The following is a 25,442-nucleotide window of genomic DNA, read 5'->3' as shown; positions in this document are numbered from 1 at the left end:
GGCACTGCTGAGACGGAGAAAAGCGTGCGCGCGCAGTCCGGCACCTCTAGTGTGGGACTCATCAGGCTGGTCTTTCGGGCACAGCCAGGGGCACGCCCGGCGAACATGCCGGAGGACCAGGGGGAAGTATGAGCGCACGAAGCCGCGCGATTGCGCAGGTGCTTGCCACACTCGTGGATGGTCGGCACGTCGAGCTCGTCGGCGCCGAACACAGCGGGCGCACCGTGTTTCTCCGCGAGCTTGAGGCCGCTCTGCACGAGCAGCGCTGGGCATCGTTTTGGGTGAGCGGCGCCGCCGCGATTCGGACAGTGCCATTCGGCGCGCTCGCGGTGTCCGGATTTTCCCCGGATGGCCCGGTGCACACGTTTGCCGCACAGCTTGCCGGCCACGTGCAGCAGCTCGCCCAGCGCATCTCCGGACAGCACGCAGCGCTGCTCATCGATAACGTCGACGAGCTCGATGATGCGTCATGGGGCGCGATCGTCGCGTACGCGGAGCAGAATCCCGAGACGCGGGTCGTGACCACCGGGCATGGCATGGCGCCCGCGGCCGGCGCGGCGCGGCGGTTGCGGGCGCTCACGGTGCAGCTCCCGCCCCTCACCTATCGCGAGCTGCGCGATTCCGTGGAGGCGCAGCTTGGTGCTCCCCTCGACGACGTGACACTGGGACAGATCTTTGCGCGCTCGGGGGCCTCGGCAGGGCTTGCCCAGGATCTCGTCGACGCGGCGGTGCTGAATGGCGGCCTTCATCGCGAGGACAACGTGTGGGTTGCACAATCCGGGCTGTGGTCACCGGAGCTCGGCGGCGCAATGCAGGAACTCATCGCCGGGCTCAGCCCCGAGCTTCTCGATGCCCTCGAGCTTCTCGCGATCGCGGGAGTCTCGGATCTCAATGCCGTGCGTGAGGTACTCGACTGCGCGGCGATTGAGTCGCTCGAAGCGGCCGGGCTCGTCCGCGTGCACCCAGTACGCGGTCAGCTGCGGATTGCGGTGCATCCGCCGCTTCTCGAAGACTACTTCAGGCACCGCCCCCTACTTGCCCGGCGGACTCGTCTCACTGGCCTCGTGGCCGAACGGCTGGACTCCGCCGAGCTGCGAAGCTCCCTCGGCCGGTCTGCGTCCGCGTCGACTCCCGAGAACGCCGTGATCGCCCGGATGTTCCACGAGCAGGCGCAGGCTCGAGTTCGACTCGCCCGTGCGGCCTGGGCGTCGAACCCGAACGCGGGCACCGCGGTGAATGCGGTGAAGGCCCTCGTCGCGGGCGAGGCTCCCGATGCCGACGTCGAGGCTGTGCTCAATGCGTCGCTGCCAGAGGAGCACGACACTGTCGCCGCCACCCACCTGCTCTTGCTCCGCGCGGAGTGGCGCGCGTTCGTCCAACGGGACCTCGATGGCGCGCTCGAGATGCTTGCGGCCGCTGGGCCGAGCGGCAGCGTTACCGCGCGGATCACCGACACGACCGCGGTGTCCCTCGAGCACTACCTGCGGCAGGTCCCCGCCGACTTCGCGGTGCGTCTGGAGGTCAGCGACGACCTGCCGCCGGAGGATCAGGTGCGGGGCCTGCGGGCACTCACCATCGCGCAGACCACCAGCGGTGACTTCGAAGCAGCCTCGCACACACTCGCTGAGGCGGAGCACACCACCCGCGCGCTCGAGGACTTCGCGATCGACTCGCTACGGGGCGTCGTGCAGCTCGGTCTCGGCGAGATGCACGAGGCCACCGCTTGGGCGCGGCGAGGCTATGCGCAGGCGCTTGCGATCCTCGACGTCGATTCGCTGCGCAGCCACGGTGCGGTGCTGGTGTACGCGCTGGAGGCGCAGGGCCGCTACGCGGAGGCGGAGGACGTGCTCGCAACGCTCGTGCCACTCTCCCCCGCGGCGCGAACGGTTGCCGCCGCGGCGTCCGGCCTCGCGATTCACGGTTGTGCGGCGCTCATTGCTGCGCGGCGCGGGCGGCGCGAGCAGGCGCAACGCCACCTCGACACGCTCCGTGGGCTGAGCACGGAGGGCCTTCCCCCGCTGCATCAGTCCCCCGCCGAGGCAGAGGCGCAGCTCCTCATTTTGCTCGGTCAGCGTGATGCTGCGGCTGAGCTGTTGCGTGACCGCGGTGCAGACCTCATCGCCCGTGGCTACCTCTTCGCGGGTGTGCTGTTGCGTTTGGCCTCGCTCGAGGTGCGGCAAGATCCCGAGCTGCTTGCTGTTGTGTCGGCAGAAGCCGAGCAGATGGGCGGCAGATTTGTGCTCGCCTATGTGCGCGCGGTGCGCTGGTTGCACGAGCCCACAAGCGACGACCCTGTCGCGGTCGCCGAGGAACTGCTCAGCGCCGGGCGCACCGGGCTCGCGATCGCGGTGCACGATCACGCGGTGAGCGAGGCCAAGGCCGATGCTGCGCCCGCGCTCCGATCCGCCCGCGAGCGCCTTCGCGCGGATCTCCCCGACATCGAGTTCGAGACCCGCCGGTTCGAGCCGGATCGCTCACGCCTCACTGAGCGCGAGCTCGAGGTTGCTCGACTCGTGTCCGACGGCCTCTCGAACGCGCAGATCGCTACGCAGCTCGTGGTGAGCGTGCGCACAGTGGAGAGCCACATCCACCGACTCATTCGCAAGCTCGGCGTCACCAACCGCCACGAGGTGAAGGCGTCGCTGCTCGGCTAGTCCCGTCATGATGCAGTACCTTCGTGAGCTGTCGGAGGACCCTTCGTAGCGGTCTTCCTCAGAATGGGTGGCCGGTGGGATCATCGTCGGCAATTAGCCCCGGTGGCACGAGGGGCCGGGCTGTGCGGACCGGTGGTGTCGGTTTTGATGCCGGTGCTGCGGGCGGCAGTGGTATCGATGCTGCAGCCTTCGGCAATGATGAGCCCGCCACTGATGAGCTCTGCTCTGATGGCCTCGGTGGTGGTGTGCCCGTGTTGTCGTGTTTCAGGAACCTCACCCGGCTCGGCGGCTCATCGTCGTACACGCGTCCGGTCGGGGACCGCCAGCGCATCGTCCCGTCCGACAACAAACGGTGGTCCCAGTCAGAGTTGTGCTTCATCGTGTGGTGGCCTCGGCAGAGATGTGCAAGGTTGTTTGTAGATGTCGTGCCGCCATCTGCTGCGGGGATCGTGTGGTCAATATCGCAGCGGTTCACCGGGACACGGCAGCCGGGGAATCTGCAGTGCAGGTCGCGGGCCCCGAGGAAGCGGCGCATCTGTGCGCTGGGGCGATACCGGTTCACACTCAGGACATCCCCGGTCTCACCGGACACGGTGACGTTCTCCCAGAAGTCGGCGTGGCCTGCGTAGCCGCGGATCTGTTCGGGGTCGATGGGTCCGGATCCGATGAGTTCGGCGTCCGTGAACTCCGGCGGCGAGGAAGCAGTGGGGTCACTGCCGGTACCTGCCGGGGGTGTTGTGGTGGTCACCACGACCTGGATGTGCGCCCGCACCGCCTCCTCCGGAGACCCCGCAACCAGCCGCATCGGATCACCCGCAAGGAGCAAGTCCCGGAGCACATCCGTGCGAGTCTGGGCACGACTGCGCTTGGGAAGCCCTGCCCGGATCTCTCGCACCCCGGGACGCCCACCCTTCATACCCGGACGGAGTTCCCGGAGGAGGCGCCGGCGTTCTGCGATGCTCTTCGTGCTGACTCGCTGGGTTCTGCCGGTGGTGTGCGCGCGTGACGCTTCACCCGTGACGGCGCCTGTGCCGGTGCCGGTGCCTGCACCCGCGGAAACACCATCGCGACCAGTGAGGGTGCGTGTGAGTTGGTGCTCGGTGACTTCCGCGGACTTCGCGAGCCGCGTCAAGCGATCATGAATCGCATACGCCACAGGTGACGGCATGAACGCGACCAGCTCCGCCATCCCGTTCTCGTGATCACGCACCCACACTTTTCGCTCACACTCCGGCGCTGGAACGGGGACGCCGCTAGCAGCAGTGCTAGCTTCCGGGTCGAGGTTGTTCGGGGCAGCGCCGTCGGGATCGGTGCTCGTTGGGTCGGTGCTGGCCGGGTCAGTACTAGATGGGTCATCGCTCGTGGGGTCAACGCCCGGGAACGGGGCCGGCTTCGGAAGGGATCTCGCGAGTTCACGGGCAAGCTTCCGCGCGATCGGCCGCAAACGCTGCGGAGTCTGGGACTCAGCACGCCGCAACACTTCCGCCTCGTACCTGCCCCGCATACGCACCGAATCTGGATCCTGCCCAAGGCCCAACGCGTCCGAGGATTCCACAAGTGCCCGCACATGCTCGGGAGAAACCTTTCCGGTGAGCATGCGCGGCAGGGTTGCGGGGAAACGCATCGTGAGTGCGCTCGCAAGGTTCAGATCGCGTTCCACAACATGTTCGCTCTGATGAAGGGCGGTCGCGATCTCGGCACGCAGGGAACGATACGGGATGTCGCCACTCCCGGAAGGGGCGCGGTGCACCGCGGTCTCCATCGCGAAGGAAAGAACATTCAGGCGTGCGGCGGCGAGAATGCCTTGGAAACGATCGAACTGTTCCAGCATGCCGACCACGTCATCGACCACCCGCACAGAGAACACGGGTGGGATGACACCGGGGGTTGCGGACGCGAATGCTTTGGTGATGAGCTCGGTGGGGTCGAACTCCGGCGGCTGGGGTGGAGCAGAAGTGTGAGCCGCGGAGGTCTTCTGGAAGCGCACCCGGGAAGCCCGGCGCGGCGCGAGCGGCGAGCCAGCAGGGGGAGAGCCTCGGGTGGTGGTCATGTGCTCATTCAAGCAGTGACCACTGACATTCAGAGCCCAGAAAACCGCGGAAACACGCGGCAAAACAGGACACCGTGAGGAAGCCCTGATCCCACTCTGGAAAGTCAGTTCACCCTCAAGAAGAGGGTGAAAGTGGGGCGTGGCACACGAGTGCGCAGCTTCCCCGTTCAAGCGCCCCAATTACCCCGTGCCTGAGGCATCACTTGATCCGAGCGAGGGGCGGGCCTCGCCGAGCTCCTCCTCGCGACTTCCTCGTTCGTCACCCGCAGCAGGATTTGTGGCTCCCGCGTCGCTGGGGTTCTCCGCACTGTCGGAGTCCGCCTCCGTCCCATCCTCCTCTGAAGCGTTCGGGTCTTCCGTGTCTGCAGGCTCGGCCGGCACCTCCACGTCCTCCGGCGCGTCCGAGATCTCATCGATCTCACTGAGCGCAGGGGCATCGTCGGTGACGGCTTCGGCGCGGGTAAGGGACTGCGGAATGAGGACGGGGGTCGTCTGGTAGGCGGTGTTGTTGTTACCCAAACGTCCCGCCGTGCCCGCGCCCCAGCCATAGAGCTGGTTGTTCGCACCGAGCGCGAACGCATGCATATCTCCCGCGGCAACATCGGTGAAACCTCCGCTCACATGTGGGAGGGCCACCTGGCGCGGGATCGCGGACGCGCCGCCGCTCGGAACACCCTGCGTCGCGGACCCCCAGGAGTACACCTTTCCGTCTGTACCCAGCGCGAGTGACACTGCGTTGCCCGCTGCCACCCGTGTGAAGCGGACCCCTGCGGGGGCTTGGATGCGCGTCGGCTCGGAGTAGGCTTGCGGACGCGAGCCGTCGAGCGCGGTCCCCGCCTGGCCGCCGCTGTTCGCACCCCAGGCGATCAGATCCCCCGTAGAGGTGAGCGCGATCGTATGCGAAAGAGTCGTTGAGCTATTCGAAGCGAGCTGCACAATCTGGACATCATCAGGCATGGGGATTCGCGTGAACTTGGTCGTCTGCGTCATGCCAGTTCCCAAACCGAGCTGCCCAGCCCGATTGTCTCCCATTCCCCACACGCTGCCGTCTGAGGCAAGCCCCAGCGTGGTCGCGACACCCGCCTCGAGCTGAACGAACTGCACACCCGACGGGTTCTCCAGCGCGGTTGGCCATGTGGGCGACGACAGAGCGCCGAGCGCACCGGCCTGGTTCCGGCCCCAGCCATACGCGCGGCCATTCGAGCCGAGCGCGAGCGAGTGGTCGTACCCCGCGGACACCTGGGTAAAAGGTCCCATTCCGTCGGAGCTCACCTGGACTGGTTTCAGTGCATTCGTGCCGCCCGTCAGAGCGTACTGGGCGCTCCCCCAGCCATAGACTCTCAGATCGCTCCCAAGGCCCAAGGTATGGGAGCCTCCGGCGGAAAGCTGAACAAAATCTTGGTAGCCGAGCGGCGCCGGAGTCAATACGTTGTTTCTCGTTCCATTCCCCACACGTCCGTCTACGTTGTACCCAGAGCCGTACGCCGACCCGCTCTGAGCGAGTGCCATCGACTGTCCGCCACCGGCTGAAATGCGGCCGAGTTTCGGCGCGCTGACCAGCCCGCTGACCTCGCCTATCGCGCTCGCCTGCGCGCTCGTGAATCGTGGGGGAAGATATGCAGACGCTGAAATCTCAAACCCTGAGGCGGCAACCGCACTCGTGAGTCGTACCGGGAACGTCACGGCAGCATTCGGTACGGCCTCGACGGCGGCAGTTGCCGTACGAGTGTGCGTGACGGCCCAGTCGGCGCCAATGCGCTCGCTCCTCCACACCGTGTCGATCCCGCCCGAACTGCTTGGCGCAGGAAGCGTCCCGGGAGTCACCCCAGCGGGGAGTACCACGGTGGTGCGCAGAATCTCACCTGCCTGAAGGTACAGAGTTTCAGCGGCTGAGCTCGGCTGGGTCTGGAAGCGGATCGTCGCACTGGAGGTCGACGCAAGGGTACCGCCGAGCCCGTACACCCCGGTCTTGACGCCCCAAGCTGCGGGAATCACTACGCTTCCCTCCGGCATGTCGCTCGTGAGTCGCTCAGGCAGCTCAACACTCGCAGTGGCGGTGCGGGCCGAGTTCTGCGTCACCGTGGTGAAGTCGGTGTGCACTGGAAACGAGAAACCAGGCAGGTCGATAAGGCCGTCCGCTGTCGCACTGAGCACGCTCCGCACCGTCCAGATGCCGCCGTTCTCCTGCGAAGTCCAGCTCCGTCGGTAGCCATTGCCGGTGTCCAGTGCAGGGAGCTCCCCCGGCGTCGCACCGGCGGGAAGTGTCACCACTGCGGCAATCTCTTCGCCGGCGAGAAGCTCAACGGGCGCTGCGGGCGCAGGGCGCAGCCCGAACGTCACCTCTCCCGTATCAGGCCCTGGCCCGAAGAGCTCCCCCGAGCTCGGCGTCACCGCGAGATCCACGATCCCGATGTCCACTCGCACTGCAGCCGCGAAGCGGTTCCCGTCTACCCGGGACGCGTCGGTGGTCACGGCCCCCACCACGGTTGACGACACTCCCAGGAGCGAGAGGAGCACTGCAGCAACAACCATCAGTGCGAGGGTCGCGCGCGCGCTCACTCGGCGGGCGGCGCCAAGCATGGTCGCTCGTGGCAAACGGTGTCGTGCGTCCTGTGACATGAGGGAGCCCCTTTCAGATACTCCCAGTCAAGCCTCCCGCGTAGGTGCGCGTAGGCGGCTACGCGCGTTCTACGGGGTGGGTGCGGCGAAGCTACGCGGTCGCTGCGCACTCGTACGAGTACGCAGCGACCGCACGCGCTACCGATTCCCGGAGAACTCGCCAATCTCGTCGCGTTCAAGCGCACCCGACTTCCGGCGGATGTTGCGCAGGTGCGTCTCCACAGTTCGGACGGACAGACTGAGCGAGCGCGCGATCTCGGGGTTGTTGAGGCCCTCCGCCACGAGATCAATAATCTCTCGTTCGCGCTGTGTGAAGCCAAGGCTCGTTTCAAGGTCTGACACCGCAGTCGCCGTCGCGGGATCGGCCGATGCCATCAGAGCTGCGATCTCTTCGCGCACCTCGGATGCCTCGATCTCCTTGTCCACCTCACGGAACATGCGCGCGGCCGCGGTGAAGTACTTCAGCGCGGAGTCATTCGCGTGTTCGGCCTGCAGCCGCCGCGCTGCGTGCACGAGAGCTACCGGATCCTGCGCATGGTGGGCAAGACGGGCGTCGAGATAGGCGAGGAACACTTCGCTCCCCATATCTGCCACGCGATCCCGCTTTTCAGCGGCGGCCTGCGGATCGAAGTCGACGAGCAGCGCAAGGATGTTCGAGCCCGCCGCGGAGAACGCGTAGCCGCGATCCCGCAGCTCGTCAGCGAGCGCACGATAGGCCGCACCGATCTGCTCGGGGGTGCCCTCAAGTTCGGTGAGCATTGCTGCGGGGAAGCCCGCTGCTCCCATCGGAAGCGCATCACTTCGGCCGCCGTAGCTTGCGCCACGCTCAATCAGCGAACCGACCGCCCCGGCTCGGCCGCTGCGTCGAGCCGCGAGCGCGAGCGCATTCATCAGCGCACGGTCCGGCCCAAACGGCAGGTTCGCAGCCTGGAACTGCCCGCTCGCCACGATGCTGCCCGCGGCGGTCGCATCGGCATACCGACTCATTGTGAGGAGCGCCATCACCGCGATGTACGCGTCGGCAACCATCGCCGAGCGGTCGAAGCGCTGGCGCGCGATGGTCAGCTGCGCAGAAGCCCACTCCAGAGCTCGCTGCGGCTGCCCCGAAGTAATAAGCGCAAGGCCACGCAGGGGCGCAGCGAAGCGTGCCACCCACCCCGACTCGTCGAGGCGATCAAACTGTGCGAGTGCGCGCTCCGAGCTGCCCCCGAGCGCGTGCATCGCGATGAGGATGAGCCCAGCGATCTGCCCGTCGATGCCAGGGAGCGCTGCGAGCTCGTCGATGCGCGAGAGCGACTCCGCACTGATCTCCTTCCGCTCAGCGTGCACCCCCGCAATGAGCGCCTCGATCGCAGCGGGGTGTCCCAGATCGTCGTGGGCCTGGAGAACGGCTTCGATCTCTTCGAGCGGCGCTTCCTGCGTGACGAGCCAGCGCGAGTGGAGGTAGCGGAAGAAGAGCTGCTCTTCGACGCTCCCGTCGTTCGCGGGGGTATCGGCGATGATCGCACGAATCTCCTCGTCCGAGGATTCTCCGGTGAGACGCAGCTCCAGCGCGCGAATCCCCGCGCGAAGGGTCGGCTCACTGCGCCACGTCTCCCAGCTCTGTACCTGTTCGTTCTCGTAGCGATCACGGAACGCGCGCGCGAGGAGCGGCACCTCCGACTGCGGGATCACATCGGCGAACTGCCGCGGCAGGGCAGGCGGCTCTGCCAGGCCGAATGTCGCCTCCTGGCCGAGCCGATCCTCGAGTTCTGCGCGCAGTCGGAGACTCTTCACGGTCTCGGGCCGGTGCCGGAAGTAGTCGCTGATGCCGGGCGGGTTCACGGTGACCCGCGGACTCGACCCGGCGTGGAACAGGCGCACCAAACCTCGCTCTTCGAGTTCCTCGAGGCGATCCTGCCCAATCAGCGTCGCCGCCTGAGTAATGGGAATCGGCCCGGCCATCACGAGCAGCTCGAGCGCCTCTCGCACGTCCTCCGGGTAGCGGTAGATCAGGGATTCAAAGGCACCCTCGAGCTCGTCTGACCACAGCTCAATACCATCGAGCCAGACCTCGCCGTTGCGGTGGATCTTGCCGCGGCGCTTCGCGGTATCGGCGATCGCGAGCACGAAGCCCGGCAGCCCGCCCGACTTCATGTGGACCCGACCGCTGAGCGAGGATGCAACGCGTCCTTCGAGGCGCGCCTCGAGCAGGTCGTGCACGAGGTCAAGTGGCAGCTCGTCAATGGTCAGCTTCACCACGGGGGACGCCTTGCGGATGAGTAGCTTCTCATCGGGATCGATGTTGCCGCGCGACTCGGTCGCAGCAACGATCGGCGTGCCATGCGATTTGTGGAGCTGTTCGAGCAGCGCCCAGGACGCGTCGTCGAGCTGATCGATGTCATCAATCAGGATCGCGGCGGGCCCCTCGCTCAGGAGCTCTGTGAGCATGCGAGGCAGTTCCTGCGTGGGATCACCTTCTGTGCGCCGCAGCTGCGGAACCGGTGGCAGCGCGGCGCGAAATGCTTCAAGCGGCCGCGCGTGCTCGATCCCGCGCAGCTGCAGTGTCGCGAGCCCGATGCTGCGCAGCGCCGTGTTGACCTGCTTCAGGAGCTCCGTGCGTCCGCTCCAGTGCTGCCCCACCACGGAGACGGACGTACCGTCGATCACGTGGCGAACAATCCGCTGCACGAGTGGGTTTCGGGTGTACATCTGCTCTCCCCCTTGACGCGCCCCCCAGTTGCGGCGCGCAGATCCTTCTGGAACGGCCCCGGCCGCTCCCCCTGCTGCATAGACTATGCCCCTCACCGCTGCTTTCGGTGACGTGTTGCGAGCGTCGCGGTTCCCGCCACCATCAGGAGTGTGGCTACCGCGACTCCAGCTAGGATCGCCGGGCCCTGGGCGCCTGTGATCGGCAGCGGTGGACGCACGTCGCCGCCACGCCCGTGTTCGAAACCGGTGAACGCGAGGTTCACGTACGACATTGCGGGCTGGTCGAGCTCTGACTGCGCGTCGTAGCTCACCCGAAGGCACAGCTCTGCACGCTCACCCGCGGGCAAAATTCCTTGATCGAGATTCTGCGCAGCCGACATCGGAACGCCCCGCACCCGGGCCATCGACGCTACGGTGCAGTCCGTAGTCCGTGCCCCCGCGAGCGTGAGTGCATCGAACGCCCCCACGGCTCCGCTCCATCCCGTCTCCACTGGGGTGAGCCGAATTCGCATGTCGACTGACGAGTGGTTTTCGAGGGTGGCCACGGCGGTCGTGCTCTCGCCCGGCCACAGCGTGACGTTGAAAAGCCCCGTGCTCGGGCTCACGGAAAGCCCAGCGGTGTCGGACACAACCGGCTCGGGGATCACCGCGCTCGCAGGCGCTGCGATGAGCGCCACTGCTGCTCCGGCGATCGCGAGCGCCGCAAACCAGGCGGTGCTCCTCGCTGCGCGCCCTGCCGCCCGGGGCCGCTGGTCTCCGCTAGCCATGAGACGCTCCGACGGGCACTCGATCTGGCTGCGCGTCCTCGGGCTGCGCTGCTGCTCGTTCTCCGGTCCGCTCCGTGCCACGCGGCTGGTTCGTCTCACCCGTCTCAGCGGTGCGACGCCCACGTGGGCGGCTCGGAATGAAGAGCGCAATAAGGAAGAACGCTCCGACGATCAGGCGCACGGCCCACAGTTCAGAGAGGCGGAAGAGGGTCGCGACATTGCCCTGTAACACGATGCGTGGCGAGCCGAGCACCTGCTCCTGGGTCACTGGCGCAGGATCGACAATCTCGTTGCCATCGCCCTTGAGGATCGCACCCTCGGGGGTGATCTCGTGCACACGGTGAACATACTGGTCGGTGCGCTCGCCCGGGATAAAGGAGACAATCACGGGAGCGCCCACGGTCTGGAGTTCGTCTCCCTGTGCTTGCTGCACCACGAGCACATCACCGAGCTCATAGGTGGGTCGCATGGAAACGCCGGTGACGGTCATGTAGTAGTCGCCGCTCACTGTCGACCACAGGAAGGGCACGGCGAGCGCTGCGAGCGCAAGACTCGCGATGGTTCGCATGAACAGAATCGTGATGCGCATTTCGGCCTCCGGGAGGTGGGGCGCTCACCTGCGGGTGCGAGTGAGCGAATGAACGGGTGTCAATGTGGGTGTGCGGGCCCATCCGCGCTCTGGGATGGGCCCGCACACCGCAGTGCTCCTGCGGTTACTTCGCGATGCTGTTGAAGAGGTAGTCAGCGGTGACCTCGGCGCCGTCGAGATCCAGGCCGCGGAACGCATCCGCGTCCGCCACGTAGACGTCGACGCGCACCTTGGCGCTCTCACCCGGCGCGAGATCGAAGGTCTCGCCGGCGGTGAACTTCATGTCGTTCAGCGCGCCGGTGGGCTTCAGCGCACCGTCATTGATTGCGATCCGCGTGTCGAGTGCTGCGGCGAGCTCACCAGCCTTCACTCCGCCCGGCTGCACCTGCGAACCGATGCCCACGGTGAGGGTGGAGGCGTTCGAGGTGTTCTTCGCGGTGTAGTACCCCGTGATCACTTCGCCGTCCATCGCACCGGTGAAGGTGTTGCTCATCGGTGCGCCGGTGACGAGCAGCTCACCGTCAGCGGGCTTCTCGGTCACCTCAGCGCTGAACTGGTTGTTGAAGATCGTGCTGTTTGCGGTGACCAGTGCGCCACCGACGGTAACGCCGGCAACCAGGAGGAGCGCACCGCCGGCGATCGCGAACTTCTTCTTCTTCGACTGGGGAGCCATGTGACTGACCTTTCGTTGTGTGGAGCGAGAGCGGGCCGGCCCGTGTGGCGTTTCCGCGTGGTGTTCTCGAGTACGAGTCAACTGCGGCGCGGTCCGCCACCTAAGGTGCGGGCTCGGATCTGCGGGGTACGTACGCGCGATCTACGTGTCCGCCCTTCACCGCGTACGGAGGCCCACGGTGCGGCGTAGTGGCCCAAACGCCAATCTCTCCGGCAAGATGGAGACTCACGGCTCCGCAGGACGCCGCGTGTGCCCCGTTCTCGGGTGCGTATCCCCCGTTTCCCGTCGAGGAGCCCGCCGTGCACGCTACCCCGCACTCCCCAACCGACCTTCCGGCAGAGCGCACGGAGGCAGACGACCGCGCATCGACACCGCTTGACGAGCGGGTCCGTGCACTCGAGGCAGAGAACGCGGCACTGCGTGCTGGCAAACGTGGTCGCGGGTGGGGCCGCAGTCTGCTCGCCGGCATCGCGCTCACGCTCGCGGTGATCCTCGCACCACTCGCGGTCGTCGCGTCGTGGGTGCGGGTGGAGCTCGTCAACACAGATCGCTTCGTGGCGACCCTCGCGCCACTCGCGGAGGATCCGGCGGTGCAGCGCTTCATCAGCGATCAGATCATGGTGGCGGTCGATCAGCAGGTGGACTTCGACGGGATCGTGGGCTCGCTTGCGAGCGGCCTTACGACTCTGGATCTCCCCGCCGAGGCAAGCGCCGCGGTCACCCTGCTGCGTGCCCCCGCGGCACAGGGCATGCGGTCGGTGGTGGCGTCGACGGTCGAGGAGACGGTGGCCTCGGACGCGTTCGCGGGCACCTGGCAGCTCGCGCTCACGAACACGCACCGTGCCACGGTCGCCCTGCTGCAGGGGAACACGAACGGCATGCTAACGCTCGACCGTGACACGGGCGCGCTCGCCATTGAGGCCGGCGTGATTGTCGCCGAGGTGAAAGATCAACTCGAGGCTCGCGGCTTCGGGTTGGCAGCGATGATCCCGAACGTGACCGCCTCGATCCCGCTCACCACCGCTGAGGGCCTCGTGGGGGCCCAGCTCGGCTACGCCGCTGCGGTTGCGATGGGTGCGTGGCTCCCCTGGGTGGTGCTCGGCCTCCTCGTCGCGGGCATTGCCCTCGCGCGTCGCCGCACGCGCTCGCTTACGCGCACCGGGTTCGGCCTCGCACTCGGGTTCTTGCTCTTGCTCGGTGGACTCAGCTTGGGATCGGCACTGTTCGAGCAGGCGGTGAGCCCCGGAGTGATGCCCCGCGCCACGGCGGTCGCCCTCTCGACGCAGCTCACCGAATCACTCCGCGCAACGAGCGCCGCGCTGGCATTCGCGGCCATCCTCATCGCGCTCGCAGCGCTCGTGCTCGGGTCGTCGCGCGGGGCGGTCGCGCTCCGCAGCGCGCTCACTGCCGGCTTCGCCCGCGCACGCCGCGCGTACACGTCGCACGGTGTCTCGACCGGAACGCTCGGCACAGTGCTCGAGCGTTTCCGCACGACCATCTCGCTGCTCGTCGCCGTGGCGGGTGTGCTGATCATCTTCCTCTCGCGGCCGGTCAACGCGCCGACGATCGTGTGGACTACCGTGGGAGTGCTCGCCGCACTCGCGCTCGTGGAACTGCTGCGCCGCCCGGAGGCGACGCCAAGCGTTGCTTCGGTTCCCGCAGACCCCGCCGCCTCGGGAGCCGCTCCCGAGCCCACCCCCGAGTCACTTCCCACGGCGTAGCGCACGGCTCAGCACCAGTTCGGTGAGAAGCCAATCGCGCTGCGCAGTTGTGCCCCCGTCCTGATATCGAGGAACACCGTCGTGCTGCGCGTTGCGCCCGGCCGCACCGCGCGACCGTCGGATTCGGCGTCGGCCGCGATCACCTCAACCGCCAGTGCGCGGCCGTTCGGTGCGGCGCAGAGCGCTCCGATACGACTGTGCGCGGCCGCGGGAGCGAACAGGGTGCGTTCCACGCCTTCGCGCGCGCTGCGAAGCGAACCACGATCGCGCGCAACGGTCACGGTTTCGCCGCCTGCGCCGACGATCCGATCTGGCTCCCCGAGCGCCGCGGCCTCCGGTGCGCTGGCCGGCATCGGCGTCGCGGCCTCGCCGAGCAGTGGGTCCGCGCGCCACAGCACGCCCGCGGTGTCACGGAGCACCACCGCGCTCGTTCCGGGGAGAAATCGCCACCGCTCCACCGCAATCGGGGAACCATCCGCCGCTGCGACGACGGCCGGGGCCGCAAACGCACCACGCGCGTCGAAGAGCAGGAGCGTGCGCCGCGTCGGATCGGGGCCGAGCTGCAGCCCAGTCACCACGATGCCCGCGGCGAGCACGGTCGCTTCGGTGCGGAGTTCAGTGAGTTCTGCTGCCGTGTCCCGAATCACCGGTTCCACGGTGCCGGACGCGATGCGCACGGAACTGAGCTCCGCGCGCCCCGCACCGGTCTCCGCGACCACGAGTGCACGGTCAGGGAGCATCGCGTATTCCTGAATCCGCGGTGCTGGAGTGAGTTCAAAACCCGCGGCTCCGGAGACGAGGCCCGCGCCGAGAATGCGGTCGCCCCGCTCGTCGCGCACGAGCGTGGCGACGGTCGTGTCGGGGGCGTGCAGCACGGTCTCGATCACGGCTCCCGCCCCCGTCGCAGCGCTTTCCACGCGCGCGCGAACGCGCAGCGCAGCACCGTACTCGAGTGACTCACCGAGCGTGAGCACGACCTCGTTGCCGTCGCTCGTCGCGCGAACCGGCAGTTCGGGATCGCTCTGGATGTCCCCCGCGCTCACGGCGCGCACGTCTTGGCTGAGGCGCAGCACGACGCGCGCGCCATCGCCAGCAACGAGCGCTGCGGGCCGTACCTCCACCCCGGTCAGCCGCGGGGGCTGGAGCACGCTCGCAAGTCCGAGACCTCCGGCGAGGAGCACAAGGGCGCCCGCGAGCAGGCCCGTCCGTAGTCGAAAACGGCTAACCGACATAGGGATCCTCCGGGGCGTCAACCCTGGTGAGCTGCTCGGGCAGCAGAATGGCTGCCCAGCTGCTCGCCGGGCTCGGGTTTGGGGCGAACGTGCCGGTGACGCTCAGCCACTCACCCGCAGCGACCTCGCGTTCCCAGCCCGGCGCGTACACCGGCACACCGACCGCCTGTGCGTCAACGGCGCAGCAGGTGATGAAGAATCGCGTGACCACCACCACGTTGTCTGGATCGTCGTCGTCCGGGGTCGCAAATCCCAGGAGTTCGGCTCCCCGCCCGGCAAGCGCGGAACTCTCCTGCTGGCGGGCGAGCACCGACCAGTCGCGCAGGCTGAGCTCGTCGTCGGGGCGTCCCGAAAGCAGCGCCGCATCGGCTCCTCGGGGATCAGCGGTCACTGAGGTGCCCGCGGACTGCTGGGCGGCCCGTTCCGGGCTCAACGTCGCGGGAGGCAGGATCAGCATTGCCCCGACCGCGCACAGCGCGATGGCCCCGCTGCCCACCCACCGCCAGCGCCGCCGCCAGCCGCGCTCCCCGGGGCCACTCGGCCGCGTCCGCTCGGGCCGTGCCGCGCGGAGCGCTGCCCCGCCCACGAGAACAACTGCGGCGACGACCGCCATCAGCACCGTGAACCAGGCGGAGCGGGGGTGCACGTACCAGGCAAGCTTGCCGCTCGCGGCGAGTGACAGCGTGGCGACGATCCCGCACCCGAACAGCAGCAAGCCGAGCCAGCGTGATCTAGGCAACAAGGTTCATCCCCCACCCAATCGCGGCGACGCAGAGCGCCGTCAGCACGGCGAGCTGCGCCACCGTTCTGCCGGTGAAGGTTGTTCGCATGAGCGCCACCATCTTCACATCCATCATCGCGCCGAACAGCAGGAACGCGGTCACGCTGCCGGGCAGAAATGCCGCGCTCACCGACAGGATGAAGAACGCGTCCACCGTGGCGCAGAGCGAGACGACAAACGCGAGCGCGATGAGCGCGAGCACCGACCACAGCGGATCGGCCCCGAGCGCGAGCAGCGCGGAGCGCGGCACCCCCACCTGGATCGCGCCAGCGAGGGCCGCGCCGAGGGCGAGCGCGGGCATGAGCTGCGCCGTCTCGGTGAGGAACTCGTCGGCGCTCCGGCGCAGTCGCCCACCCCGGGGAGCGACGGCGTGGTGCGCGCACGCTGACCGGAACCCGGGAGTGAGCATTCGCTCAGGGCTCGGGTGACCGCTCAGCCACCACCCCAGGAGGTTGGCGATCACAAACCCCCCGAGCACGCGCGCCAGGAGGATCTCCGAGTTCCACCCAAACGCCTGCGCGGTGGTGAGAATGGTTACGGGGTTCAGGATGGGCGCGGCGAGGAGGAACGTCACTGCCTCGGCCGGCGCGAAGCCACGTTGAATCAGGCCACGCGCGAGCGGCACGTTTCCGCATTCGCACACCGGGAGCACGATCCCAAACAAGGACAGCGCCACGCGACGCAACCAGGGCCGCTTGGGAAGCGCGCGTTCGATCACACCGTCGGGCACCCAGATGCGTACCGCAATCGAGATGAGTGTGCCGAGCACCACAAACGGCAGCGACTCGATGAAGACGGCAAGCGCGAGCGTCACGAAATCGCGCGCGGTCGCCGGGAGCCAGGGGCTCTCCCCCGGCACCAGGAGGCGAATGAGAATCCCCAGCGCGAGCAGCAGCACGACAAAGCCGCTCGCACGGATGCGGCCACCGCGGTGGCCGGTCGTGCGGGGAGCCGTGATCTGCGCGCTCACGCAGCACGCTCTCGTCGCGCCGCGTGAGGCGTCGAGCGGGGTGTCGATCGAGACGTCGCCCAGTCCTCGGCAATTCGCCCGCCTTCGAGGCGGAGCCAGCGGTCTGCGCTGGCCCAGTCTGCGGCGTCGTGCGTGACGCAGCAGACCGCGATCCCGCGCTCAGCAGCGGTGGCGAGGATGCCGCGCGTGCGCTCCCGGCTGGCCACATCGAGCCCCGCCGCGGGTTCGTCAAGGAACAGGATTCGGTCGCCGGTCGCGAGCCCCTGCGCGATCAGCGCGCGCTGGCGCTGTCCACCCGACAGCTCCCCGAAGGGCCGGTGGGCGAGGTCGACAAGGTCGACGGATTCGAGCGCCGACGTCACCGCGGCAGTGATTTCGGCGCGGGATCTGCGTGCCCTCCCGTGCCGCGCCGGCCGCGACGCGCCGATGCGCACGGTATCCGCGACGGTGAGTGGCAGCTGCGCCGGGGAGAGGGGTCGCTGCACCACGAGCGCCACCGGTGCGGCGCGGATCACGGTCCCCGAGCCCGGATCCCGAGCACCCGCGAGGATCTCGAGAAGCGTTGATTTTCCGGCGCCGTTGGCGCCTGTGAGCGCGGTCACCGCTCCCCACTCAAGCGTCAGATCGATTCCGCGCAGCACGGGGGCGCGGGTGTAGGCAGCGTGAATCCCGGTGGCCCGGATTGCGACGTCGTGGTCCATGTGTTCAAAACTACCATGTTGAGAATGATTCTCGATATCTGTATGGTCGTGTCCCATGCATTGGATCTTCGACGCGCTCGGCACCGAGTTTTTCGTCCGCGCGCTCACCGGCGGCGCGCTCGTTGCCGTCATCTGCAGTGTCGTCGGCACCTGGGTGGTGATTCGCGGCATGGCGTTTCTCGGCGAGGCCCTCGGCCACGGAATGCTGCCCGGAGTGGCGCTCGCCACGCTGTTCGGCCTACCGCCCATGCTCGGCGGCGCCGCCACCGCAGCCCTCATGAGCGCCCTCATCGGCGCGCTGCAACGCCGCGGCAAACTCTCCTACGACACCAGCATCGGCCTGCTCTTCGTCGCAATGCTGGCGCTCGGCGTGATCATCGTGTCGCACTCCGGCAGCTTCGCCACCGACGCCACCGCGCTGCTGTTCGGTGATGTGCTCGCAATCTCGGCCACAGACCTCGCCGTCATCGCGGGGGCCACGGTTCTCACGATCGGGATCGCTGCCGCCGGCCACCGCTCGTTCGTCGCGCTCGCATTCGATCCGCGGATCGCTCGCGTGCTCGGTGTGCGTACCGGGCCCGCCGCGGCAGCCCTCACCGGACTCGTCACGCTCGCGGTCGTTGCGTCGGCGCAGGCCGTAGGCACCCTGCTCGTTGTCGCGCTACTCCTCGGGCCAGCAGTGGCCGCGACGCCGTGGAGCGCCAGAATTCCGCAGCGTATGGTGCTGGGCTCCGCAGTGGGCGTGGTCGCGGTCGGCACGGGGCTCTCGGTCTCGTGGTTCGCCGGCACCGCCGCAGGAGCAACCATCGCGGCAAGTGCCGTCGCGCTGGCCGGCTGCTCCCACCTCGCGCATGCCCTCCGCGAGCGCACGCGCGCCCCCTCCGCCACGAGCGCCCCTCACCACTTTTCACGACCCCCACACTCGGAACACCACGCACGAGAAAGCCACGCATGATTCACGCTGCACACTCCACTCGGAGGCGCACAGGGCTCCGCCGCGCTCGCGGAACCGCCGCCTCCGCCGCACTGCTCGCGCTCACCCTGACCGCCTGCGGCTCGCCCGCGGCCGACCAGGCTCCGGCCGCGCCCGACACCGCCAAAACCGACACCTCCGAAACCGCCGCTGGGCACGGCAGCGTCGCTGGCGCCGCCGAGGCCGCCGAGCCCCAGCTCCACCTCGTCACAGTCGACAACGGCGGCGCGGTCGGGATGCTCGACCTCCTGAGCGGCGAGGAGTCGCAGCTCGGCGCGGTCGCGCCGCCCACCGGCGCGGCCAGCGACGGACGCTACGTGTTCACCTCTCACGCGGGTGGTCTCGACGTGATCGACAGCGCCGTCTGGACGTGGGATCACGTGGATCACTTCCACTACTACCGTGGCACCCCAGCCCTGCTCGGCACGCTGCCCGGAGACGGCGCCGCCACCGTGGTCGGCGGCCCGCTCGCCACTTCTGGCACGACCGGCGTGTTCTTCGCTGGGTCGGGCGAAGCGATCCTGCTCGAGAATCACTCACTCGCGGACGGAACCATCGAGGCGCGGTTCCGGATCGAGACATCGCCCCACGAGGGGCTCATCGCCCCACTGGGCGACGGTGCGGTGATCACCGAGGCCGACAGCGCTGGCCGCGTGACCGAGCTCCGCGTGCTCGACTCCGATGGTGCACCGAGCAAGACACGCATTCCGTGCTCCGCAGCCTCCGGCGCCGTGGTGACGCGGGTCGCCCTCGTGATCGGCTGCGCGGATGGCGCGGTCCTCGCCACGGAGGAGGGCGGCGAGCCGACGCTCACCCCGGTCGCGCTCCCAGCCGGAGGCGGAGCGGCACCCACCGAGTTCGCGGGCAGGAAGGGCCGGCCCACGGTGGCGGGCCTCGGAGCAAACTCCGGTGGAACCGCGAGCGCCGGGGCGTGGCTGCTCGATACACGCGCCCGCACGTGGACGTGGCTTCCGAGCCCCACGCCACTGATCCGGGCGATCGCGGTCGACGACGAGGAGGGGCACGTCGTCGCACTCGATGAGGCCGGCCGGGTCGTCGTGCTGCGCGCGGACGAGGATCCCGTGTTCTCAGAGCCCCTCCTCACGGGCGAGGACCTTGCCCCCGCGATGCGCTCGCAGCTCACCCTCACGCTCGACGCGCAGCGCGCTTATCTGGCATCACCATCCTCCGGCACCGTGTTCGAGATCGACTTCGCGGACGGGGCCCGGGTGGCCCGCGAGCTGCGCCCCGCCGTGGCGCCCGCCGTGTTTGCGGAGACGGGACGATGAGCGCTTGGAACGCGCGCGGTCAGCACACGCGCGGAGGTCACACCGAGGGCCGCCAGCACACGCGAGGTCGCTGGGCGCGCGTGCTCACGGGCGCGCTCGCAGCATCACTCCTGCTTGCCGGGTGCGCAACCGGGAACGCCGGCGCGTCGGCAGCCGGGGACGCTGCGGCGAGCGCGGCCGCACGGCCGAGCATCGTCGTCACGACCAACATCCTGGGCGACGTGGTGCAGCAGCTCGTGGGCGACACCGCCGAGGTGACCGTCCTCATGCGGCCGGGCGCCGATCCTCACTCGTTTGAGATTTCCGCGCAGGAGGCGGCCGCGCTCGATCACGCCGAACTCGTGGTGTCGAACGGGCTCGGGCTCGAGGCGGGACTGCAGCAGCATTTGGACCGCGTGGCCGCAGCCGGTGGCGCACAGTTCGTGGCCGGCGATCACATCACTCCGCTCAAGAACGCTCGAAGCTCCGCAACCCCCGACCCTCATTTCTGGACCGACCCGCAGCGCATGATCGAGGTGGTGAATGCAATGGGCGTCGCGCTCACGACCGGGGACGTTCCCGGGTTCGGGGATGCAGCACGTAGTGACATCACCGAGCGCGCCGCCACCTACGCCGCGCAGCTCGGCAGCATCGACGCCGAGATGAGTGCGCGCTTCGGCGCGATCCCCGAGAACGAACGGACGCTCGTCACGAACCATCACGTCTTCGCCTATCTCGCGGAGCGCTACAACTTCCGAGTGCTCGGCACTGCCATTCCGGGCGGCACCACACTCGCGGCGCCCAGCGCATCGGACTTGCGCGGACTGGTCGACGCCATCACGGAGGCACGCGTGCCCACGATCTTCGCGGAGTCGTCTGCGCCCGACCGTCTCATGCGGGTCCTCGCCGATGAGGCCGGCGTCGACGTGCGCGTCGTTGAGCTCTTCACCGAATCGCTCTCTCCCCCGGGCGGCGGGGCCGAGAGCTACACGGAGATGCTCGCCACCAACACCGAACGGATCGCGTCAGGTCTCACGCGTTCCGACCACTAGCCCGGTCAAGCGCTCAACCGAGTGCTGACCACCCACCCCAACACCCCAGAAAGGGAACCATGACCCAGACCGAACGCGCACGCCCCCGAGCGTCGCGCCATTCCCGCCTGCTCCTCACCGTTGCGGCAAGCGCGGGCCTCGCGCTCCTCGCAAGTGGCTGCACCGCGCAGGCCGGCGCCGCAGACAAGGCCGATCACTCGCACGCCGACCACGACCACGCGGATCACAACCACGCCGAGCAGGCAGATCGCCTCGCGGTCACCACGGCTGGCGGAATCACGGTCCTCGACACGAGCAAAGTCAGCTCGGGATCGCTGAGCGCCACGGGCGAGCTTGCCACCGAAGAGTTCACACGAGTGAACAACTTCGGTGATGGTCAGCACCTCCTCGTCACCACCTCGCGCGGCTTCGAGGTGCTCGACACCGACACCGCCAAGCTCACGGGGCTTGTCTTCCCCGCGACCGCGGCGGGTCACGTCGTGCGGCACGCGGGCCACACGGTGCTGTTTGACGACGGCACGGGCCGCACCACGATCCTCGACACCGATTCGCTTGCGAAGAACAACACGACCGCGCCGAAGTCGCGCGAGTACACCGCCGCTGCCCCGCATCACGGAGTGTCGATTGAGCTCGGCGACGGCACGCTCCTCACCACGGTCGGCACCGCAGACGCGCGCACCGGAGCAGCGGCGCTCGCCCCGCACGATGACCACTGGCACGAGCACGCCACAGCCGAGAACTGCCCCGGCATCCACGGCGAGGGAACCGCGGCCAACGAGGCCGTTGTCTTCGGGTGCGAGGACGGCGCGCTGCTCTTCACTGACGGGGAATTCACGAAGTTGAGCGCACCCGACGCCTACGGGCGCATGGGCAATGCGTTCGTGTCCGAGGAGAGCCCGCTCGTCGTGGGCGACTACAAGAACGATCCGGACGCCGAGGGATATCTCCTGACTGCGATCACGCTGATCGACACGAAGGCTGAGACGCTCACGGTCGCGGAGCTCCCCGAGAACATTCGCTACACCTTCCGCGATGTGGCACGCGGCCCCGAGGGGAACGCGTTCATCCTCTCCACGGACGGCAGCATCCACGTGATCGATCCCGCGACGGGCAAGGTGCTCGACGCGTTCCCCGTTGTGCAGCCCTGGGAGGGGCCGAAGGAGTGGCAGGACGCGCACCCCGCCCTCGTGGTGGACGGCGACGTCGCATACGTGACCGAGCCCGCCGCGAAGGCCGTCCACGCCGTTGATCTCACGAGCGGTAAGACCCTCGCGAGCGCCACTCTCGATGGCGTCCCCAACGAGATCGCGGTCGCGCGCGGCTAACGCCACGAGTGGGTGGCCGGGGCACGCGCTCCGGCCACCCCCGCAGAACATGCAGCACCTCAGGCGGAGGTGAGCACTCACAGACGTGGACGAATGATCGGGAAGCGCAGACGCACGGTCGGGCACAGAGCGCCACGCGCCGCCACGCTGGAATCATGACCACTACCGCCCCCATTACGCTTCCCCGAACGTCACCACCCGGCCGCATGCGCATCGGCGGCTTGCTCGCGCTCATGGCGATGAGCTTCTTGCTCGTCACGGCCGAGTTCCTCCCGAACGGCGTGCTCACCGAGATGGCCGAAAGCCTCGGCGTGACCCCCGGCCAGGCCGGGCAGACCGTCAGCATCACCGCGCTCGCCGGGCTCATCGCGGCCCCCACCATTGGGCTCGTCTTTCCTCGGCTCGATCGGCGCGTACTCCTTGCCGGGATGGCCGCGCTCGGAGCAGTCTCAAACCTCGTGGTCGCCCTCGCACCTTCGTTCCCGCTGATTCTCGCGTCGCGGTTCCTCCTCGGCGTCGCGATCAGCACGTTCTGGGCCATGTCGATCAGCGTTGCCGCTCAGCTTGCGGGGCCCGAGCGACTCGGGCGCGCGATCATGTTCACGTCTGCGGGCATGTCGCTCGCGACGGTCGCGGGTGTTCCCCTCGGCGTGGTGGTCGCTGAGCTCGCCGACTGGCACATTGCCTTCGCGGGCCTCAGCGTCGCGATGGCCGTGCTCGCGATCGTGGTGCGCGTCGTACTGCCCCCAGTCCCGGCTGCGCGCACTAGCAGCCTCGCCGCGCTCGGCCGCACGTTCCTCCGCCCGGGTATCGCCCTTGGCCTGACCGGCCACACGCTCGTCGTGTTTGGCCACTTCCTCGCCTACACCTACGTTCGCCTCGCGCTCGAGCGGGTCACCGTTGGTCCCGACGCGGTGCCCGTTGACGCGGGCACGATCGTCATGCTCCTCGCGCTGTTCGGCGCTGGTGGGCTCATCGGCAATGTCCTCGTGGGGCTCATCGTCGATCGCTCATTTGCGACACTGTCGGTGCTCGTGCCACTCGCCATCGCTGGCGCAGTGCTCACCACGCTCACGTTGCCGGGCGCGCTCTGGTTCGTGGCCGCGGCGGTGTTCGTGTGGGGCTTCTGCTTCGCGTCCTGGCTCATCGTCGTGAACACGTGGGTGGGCCATCGCCTCCCCGACCGCCTGGAGGCCGGCGGCACACTCGTGGTCATGGGTTTCCAGGCCGCCATCACGCTGGCCGCTGGGCTTGGCGGAGTCTTGATCGACGCCCTCGGCGTCGCCGTTGGCTACGGAATCGGTGCCGCGCTCCTAGTGGCGGGAGCCGTTCTGTTCGGGCTGTCCCACCGCCAGCGCGAGGGCACGACCCCGGTGTGACGCCGGAAGGCCCGACTGAAGCCCTCATCGGAAGCGTAGCCAAGTTCGCGTGACACCTGCGAGACAGGGGTTCCCGTCGCCAAACGCCGCTTGGCGTCCTCCATGCGAATCCGCGCGAGGTACTGGCCCGGCGTCGCGCCGAGGGTGTCACGGAACCGGCGGGCAAACATCGAGCGCGACATGGCCCCGAGCGCCGCGAGCGTCTCGAGTGACCAATCACGTCCGGGCTCGTCGTGGATCGCGGTGAGCACACGATCGAGCTGCGGGTCCGCCGCGCGGGCCGACCAGCCGCGCGGCGCACACCCCGCCCCGTACCAGGAGCGCAGCACCGCAAGCAGCACGGTGTGTGCCATAAGCCGGCACACCACGCTGCTCCCCGCGGCCTGGGGAGCAGCGTGACCAGCACCACCCTGCGCCTCAGCGATGCCCATGTTGCTTGCGAGAGCCGCACCCGCGGGATCGAGGGCGGGAAAGCCGAGCAGTGTGAGCGGCTCGGGCAGCAACTCGTGCAGGCGCTGCGCAGTCTCGCTGAGGTCGAGCGTCACGATGAGCACCGTGCTGTCACACGCCGCCTCAAGGGTGTGCGTGCCACGGCCGAGCGTCAGCACGGCGGCACCGCTCCTGAAGCCACCGGCGGGCCGGGCAGGGACAGCAGTCACCTGTCCGCCATCGCGCGCCACCGAGCACGCGGGCATGGTGGCTCCCCGCAGTTCTCCCTCAAGCACGTAGATGAGGGTCGTCACACCGGCCGCGGCATGCACGCGCTGGCGGGCCGCAAGCTCTCGCCGCTCGGTGCGACGCACGGTGAGGTCGACATCCTCGAGGAGGCGGTCAAACACTGCAGAATCGGGCTCGGTCACCCTTCATCCAACGGGAAAGGCGCGGACTCTATTCCACGCCCTGCACCGCGCGTGTGCGCGGCACGACCGAGGTGAACTCGGTCATCTCGTCGCTGATCCCGCGGTTCTCCCAGCCAAGCGCCGTGAAGAACGCGTGCGCCTCGGGGTTGCCCAGGTCCACGTATAAGACCCACGCGTCCCCTCCCGGATGCCCGGCCCACGTGAGTGCTGCGGCGAGCGCGCGGCGTCCCATACCCTGCCCGCGACGAGCGGGATCGACCGCAAGGTCCGACACGGTGTGCGGGTGGTCCGCGGTCTCCCACACGCAGCCGACAAGCGCGACCGGCTGCTCACGAGCGGCGTCCCCGTCCCCTGCGAGCGCGCTCACCACCAGTTCGACGCCCGAGTCGTCGCCCAACACGTAGTCACGCCACGCTTCGTCGAGCGGGCCGAGCTCGGCGTTCAGCTTGGGGTCGGCGAACCACTCTTGAATCCACCCCCAGTCCTCCGCGCGCATGGGCCGCACGCGCAGCTCTCCCACGCTCACGCGAGCGAGAGGAAGAGCTTCTCCAGCTCCTCCGGGTCGGCGGCGCCGGGAGCGTCGGGGTACTCGAGGCAGTCGCGCAGCGCGGAGGAGATCACGAGGAAGCCCGCGCGGTCGAGTGCCTTCGACACGGCCGACAGCTGCTGCACCACGTCGCGGCAGTGTGCGTCCTGTTCCACGGCGTCGATCACCGCGGCGAGCTGTCCGTGCGCGCGCCGCAGGCGGTTGACGACCTTTCGCTTCGACTCCGGGTCGTGTGCGGGGAGACTGCCCTGCGCGAGGACGGCATTTCCGGTGCTCAGCTCGGTCATTCTGGGGATCCTCTCAGCGATCAAGTTGACTTCCACTATACCCCCAGGGGTATTATCGCACCACCACCGCGGAATACCCCCGGGGGTATATCTCACAGATTGGAATTGCCCGATGTGCCGACCCACCTCCTGCTCCACCTGCCAGCGCACCACCTGGGCCGGCTGCGGCCAACACGTCGCAATGGTGAAGGCGAGCGTGCCCCGCGCCGACTGGTGCGATGGCAAGCACTCCCCCGCCGAGATCGCACAGGCACAGGCTGAGCGCCCTGGTTTCCTCGGCCGCCTGCTGGGCCGCTGACCTCG

At 68.4% G+C, this 25,442-nt stretch carries 21 protein-coding genes; 8 read left to right on the top strand and 13 right to left on the bottom strand.

The window, feature by feature from the left end; genetic code table 11:
• Nucleotides 1-128 precede the first annotated feature (128 nt).
• Nucleotides 129-2,654, top strand: a complete 2,526-nt coding sequence (locus tag D3226_RS07535; protein WP_202381848.1) for a helix-turn-helix transcriptional regulator — start codon at nt 129-131, stop codon at nt 2,652-2,654.
• 58 nt (nt 2,655-2,712) lie between these two features.
• On the opposite strand, the gene D3226_RS07530 is transcribed toward D3226_RS07535, so the two are convergent.
• From D3226_RS07530 to D3226_RS07505, 6 genes are all read right to left on the bottom strand, one after another.
• On the bottom strand, nt 2,713-4,704 hold the full coding sequence (locus D3226_RS07530; protein WP_202381846.1) for an HNH endonuclease signature motif containing protein: 1,992 nt from the start codon (nt 4,702-4,704) through the stop codon (nt 2,713-2,715).
• A gap of 180 nt (nt 4,705-4,884) precedes the next feature.
• Nucleotides 4,885-7,323, bottom strand: a complete 2,439-nt coding sequence (locus D3226_RS07525) for an RCC1 domain-containing protein (protein WP_202381844.1) — start codon at nt 7,321-7,323, stop codon at nt 4,885-4,887.
• Between the two features lie 138 nt (nt 7,324-7,461).
• Nucleotides 7,462-10,014 carry a helix-turn-helix transcriptional regulator gene (locus tag D3226_RS07520; RefSeq protein ID WP_202381843.1) on the bottom strand — a complete coding sequence of 851 codons (2,553 nt, stop codon included), beginning with the start codon at nt 10,012-10,014 and terminating at the stop codon, nt 7,462-7,464.
• Between the two features lie 92 nt (nt 10,015-10,106).
• The gene (locus D3226_RS07515) at nt 10,107-10,781 is read right to left on the bottom strand and encodes a hypothetical protein (protein ID WP_202381841.1); all 675 of its coding nucleotides are present in this window, start codon (nt 10,779-10,781) and stop codon (nt 10,107-10,109) included.
• A complete protein-coding gene (locus D3226_RS07510; RefSeq protein WP_202381839.1) occupies nt 10,774-11,370 on the bottom strand; it encodes a S24/S26 family peptidase in 597 nt (198 codons plus the stop codon). Before D3226_RS07510 ends, D3226_RS07515 begins: the two co-directional genes overlap by 8 nt.
• A gap of 124 nt (nt 11,371-11,494) precedes the next feature.
• Nucleotides 11,495-12,043 carry a hypothetical protein gene (locus tag D3226_RS07505; RefSeq protein WP_202381837.1) on the bottom strand — a complete coding sequence of 183 codons (549 nt, stop codon included), beginning with the start codon at nt 12,041-12,043 and terminating at the stop codon, nt 11,495-11,497.
• Nucleotides 12,044-12,342: 299 nt separating this feature from the next.
• On the opposite strand from D3226_RS07505, the gene D3226_RS07500 reads away from it, so the two are divergent.
• A complete protein-coding gene (locus tag D3226_RS07500) occupies nt 12,343-13,764 on the top strand; it encodes a hypothetical protein (RefSeq protein ID WP_202381835.1) in 1,422 nt (473 codons plus the stop codon).
• An 8-nt stretch (nt 13,765-13,772) separates the two neighbouring features.
• On the opposite strand, the gene D3226_RS07495 is transcribed toward D3226_RS07500, so the two are convergent.
• Genes D3226_RS07495 through D3226_RS07480 form a run of 4 tightly spaced genes read right to left on the bottom strand, consistent with a single transcriptional unit; the run spans nt 13,773 to nt 17,448 of the window.
• Nucleotides 13,773-14,996 carry a hypothetical protein gene (locus tag D3226_RS07495; RefSeq protein ID WP_202381833.1) on the bottom strand — a complete coding sequence of 408 codons (1,224 nt, stop codon included), beginning with the start codon at nt 14,994-14,996 and terminating at the stop codon, nt 13,773-13,775.
• Nucleotides 14,986-15,738, bottom strand: a complete 753-nt coding sequence (locus D3226_RS07490; protein WP_202381831.1) for a TIGR03943 family putative permease subunit — start codon at nt 15,736-15,738, stop codon at nt 14,986-14,988. The genes D3226_RS07495 and D3226_RS07490 overlap by 11 nt, the downstream gene beginning before the upstream one ends.
• Nucleotides 15,728-16,747 (bottom strand): permease, encoded by a 1,020-nt coding sequence (locus tag D3226_RS07485; protein WP_337248931.1) that lies wholly within the window; start codon nt 16,745-16,747, stop codon nt 15,728-15,730. Before D3226_RS07485 ends, D3226_RS07490 begins: the two co-directional genes overlap by 11 nt.
• A complete protein-coding gene (locus D3226_RS07480; RefSeq protein ID WP_202381829.1) occupies nt 16,744-17,448 on the bottom strand; it encodes a metal ABC transporter ATP-binding protein in 705 nt (234 codons plus the stop codon). Before D3226_RS07480 ends, D3226_RS07485 begins: the two co-directional genes overlap by 4 nt.
• Before the next feature lie 55 nt (nt 17,449-17,503).
• Here D3226_RS07480 and aztB point away from each other — a divergent pair, with 55 nt between their 5' ends.
• The 5 genes from aztB to D3226_RS07455 all read left to right on the top strand — a co-directional run bounded on the left by aztB (nt 17,504) and on the right by D3226_RS07455 (nt 23,445).
• Nucleotides 17,504-18,403, top strand: a complete 900-nt coding sequence (gene aztB / locus D3226_RS07475) for a zinc ABC transporter permease AztB (protein WP_202381827.1) — start codon at nt 17,504-17,506, stop codon at nt 18,401-18,403.
• The gene (locus D3226_RS07470; protein ID WP_202381825.1) at nt 18,400-19,710 is read left to right on the top strand and encodes an ABC transporter; all 1,311 of its coding nucleotides are present in this window, start codon (nt 18,400-18,402) and stop codon (nt 19,708-19,710) included. Before aztB ends, D3226_RS07470 begins: the two co-directional genes overlap by 4 nt.
• Nucleotides 19,707-20,741: a metal ABC transporter substrate-binding protein gene (locus D3226_RS07465; RefSeq protein ID WP_202381824.1), complete on the top strand. Its 1,035-nt coding sequence runs from the start codon at nt 19,707-19,709 to the stop codon at nt 20,739-20,741. Before D3226_RS07470 ends, D3226_RS07465 begins: the two co-directional genes overlap by 4 nt.
• A 59-nt stretch (nt 20,742-20,800) precedes the next feature.
• Nucleotides 20,801-22,066, top strand: a complete 1,266-nt coding sequence (gene aztD, locus D3226_RS07460) for a zinc metallochaperone AztD (protein WP_202381821.1) — start codon at nt 20,801-20,803, stop codon at nt 22,064-22,066.
• A gap of 155 nt (nt 22,067-22,221) precedes the next feature.
• Complete coding sequence (locus tag D3226_RS07455; protein ID WP_202381819.1) at nt 22,222-23,445, top strand: MFS transporter; 1,224 nt, start codon at nt 22,222-22,224, stop codon at nt 23,443-23,445.
• Here D3226_RS07455 and D3226_RS15040 read toward each other — a convergent pair.
• From D3226_RS15040 to D3226_RS07440, 3 genes are read right to left on the bottom strand one after another with little or no spacing between them, the layout of a single operon-like run.
• Nucleotides 23,358-24,305 carry a helix-turn-helix domain-containing protein gene (locus D3226_RS15040; protein ID WP_202381818.1) on the bottom strand — a complete coding sequence of 316 codons (948 nt, stop codon included), beginning with the start codon at nt 24,303-24,305 and terminating at the stop codon, nt 23,358-23,360. The two genes, D3226_RS07455 and D3226_RS15040, sit on opposite strands and share 88 nt — an antisense overlap.
• Before the next feature lie 28 nt (nt 24,306-24,333).
• On the bottom strand, nt 24,334-24,831 hold the full coding sequence (locus tag D3226_RS07445; RefSeq protein WP_202381817.1) for a GNAT family N-acetyltransferase: 498 nt from the start codon (nt 24,829-24,831) through the stop codon (nt 24,334-24,336).
• Entirely contained in the window at nt 24,828-25,139 is a 312-nt protein-coding gene (locus D3226_RS07440) for a metal-sensitive transcriptional regulator (protein WP_202381815.1), read from the bottom strand. The genes D3226_RS07445 and D3226_RS07440 overlap by 4 nt, the downstream gene beginning before the upstream one ends.
• 112 nt (nt 25,140-25,251) lie before the next feature.
• Between D3226_RS07440 and D3226_RS07435 the strand changes: the two genes are divergently transcribed.
• Entirely contained in the window at nt 25,252-25,437 is a 186-nt protein-coding gene (locus D3226_RS07435; protein WP_202381814.1) for a hypothetical protein, read from the top strand.
• Nucleotides 25,438-25,442 lie beyond the last annotated feature (5 nt).

Origin of the sequence: Leucobacter chromiireducens subsp. chromiireducens (genome assembly GCF_016758255.1) — a bacterium.
GTDB lineage: Bacteria > Actinomycetota > Actinomycetes > Actinomycetales > Microbacteriaceae > Leucobacter > Leucobacter chromiireducens.
This window is presented reverse-complemented; position numbering and strand designations above follow the sequence as displayed.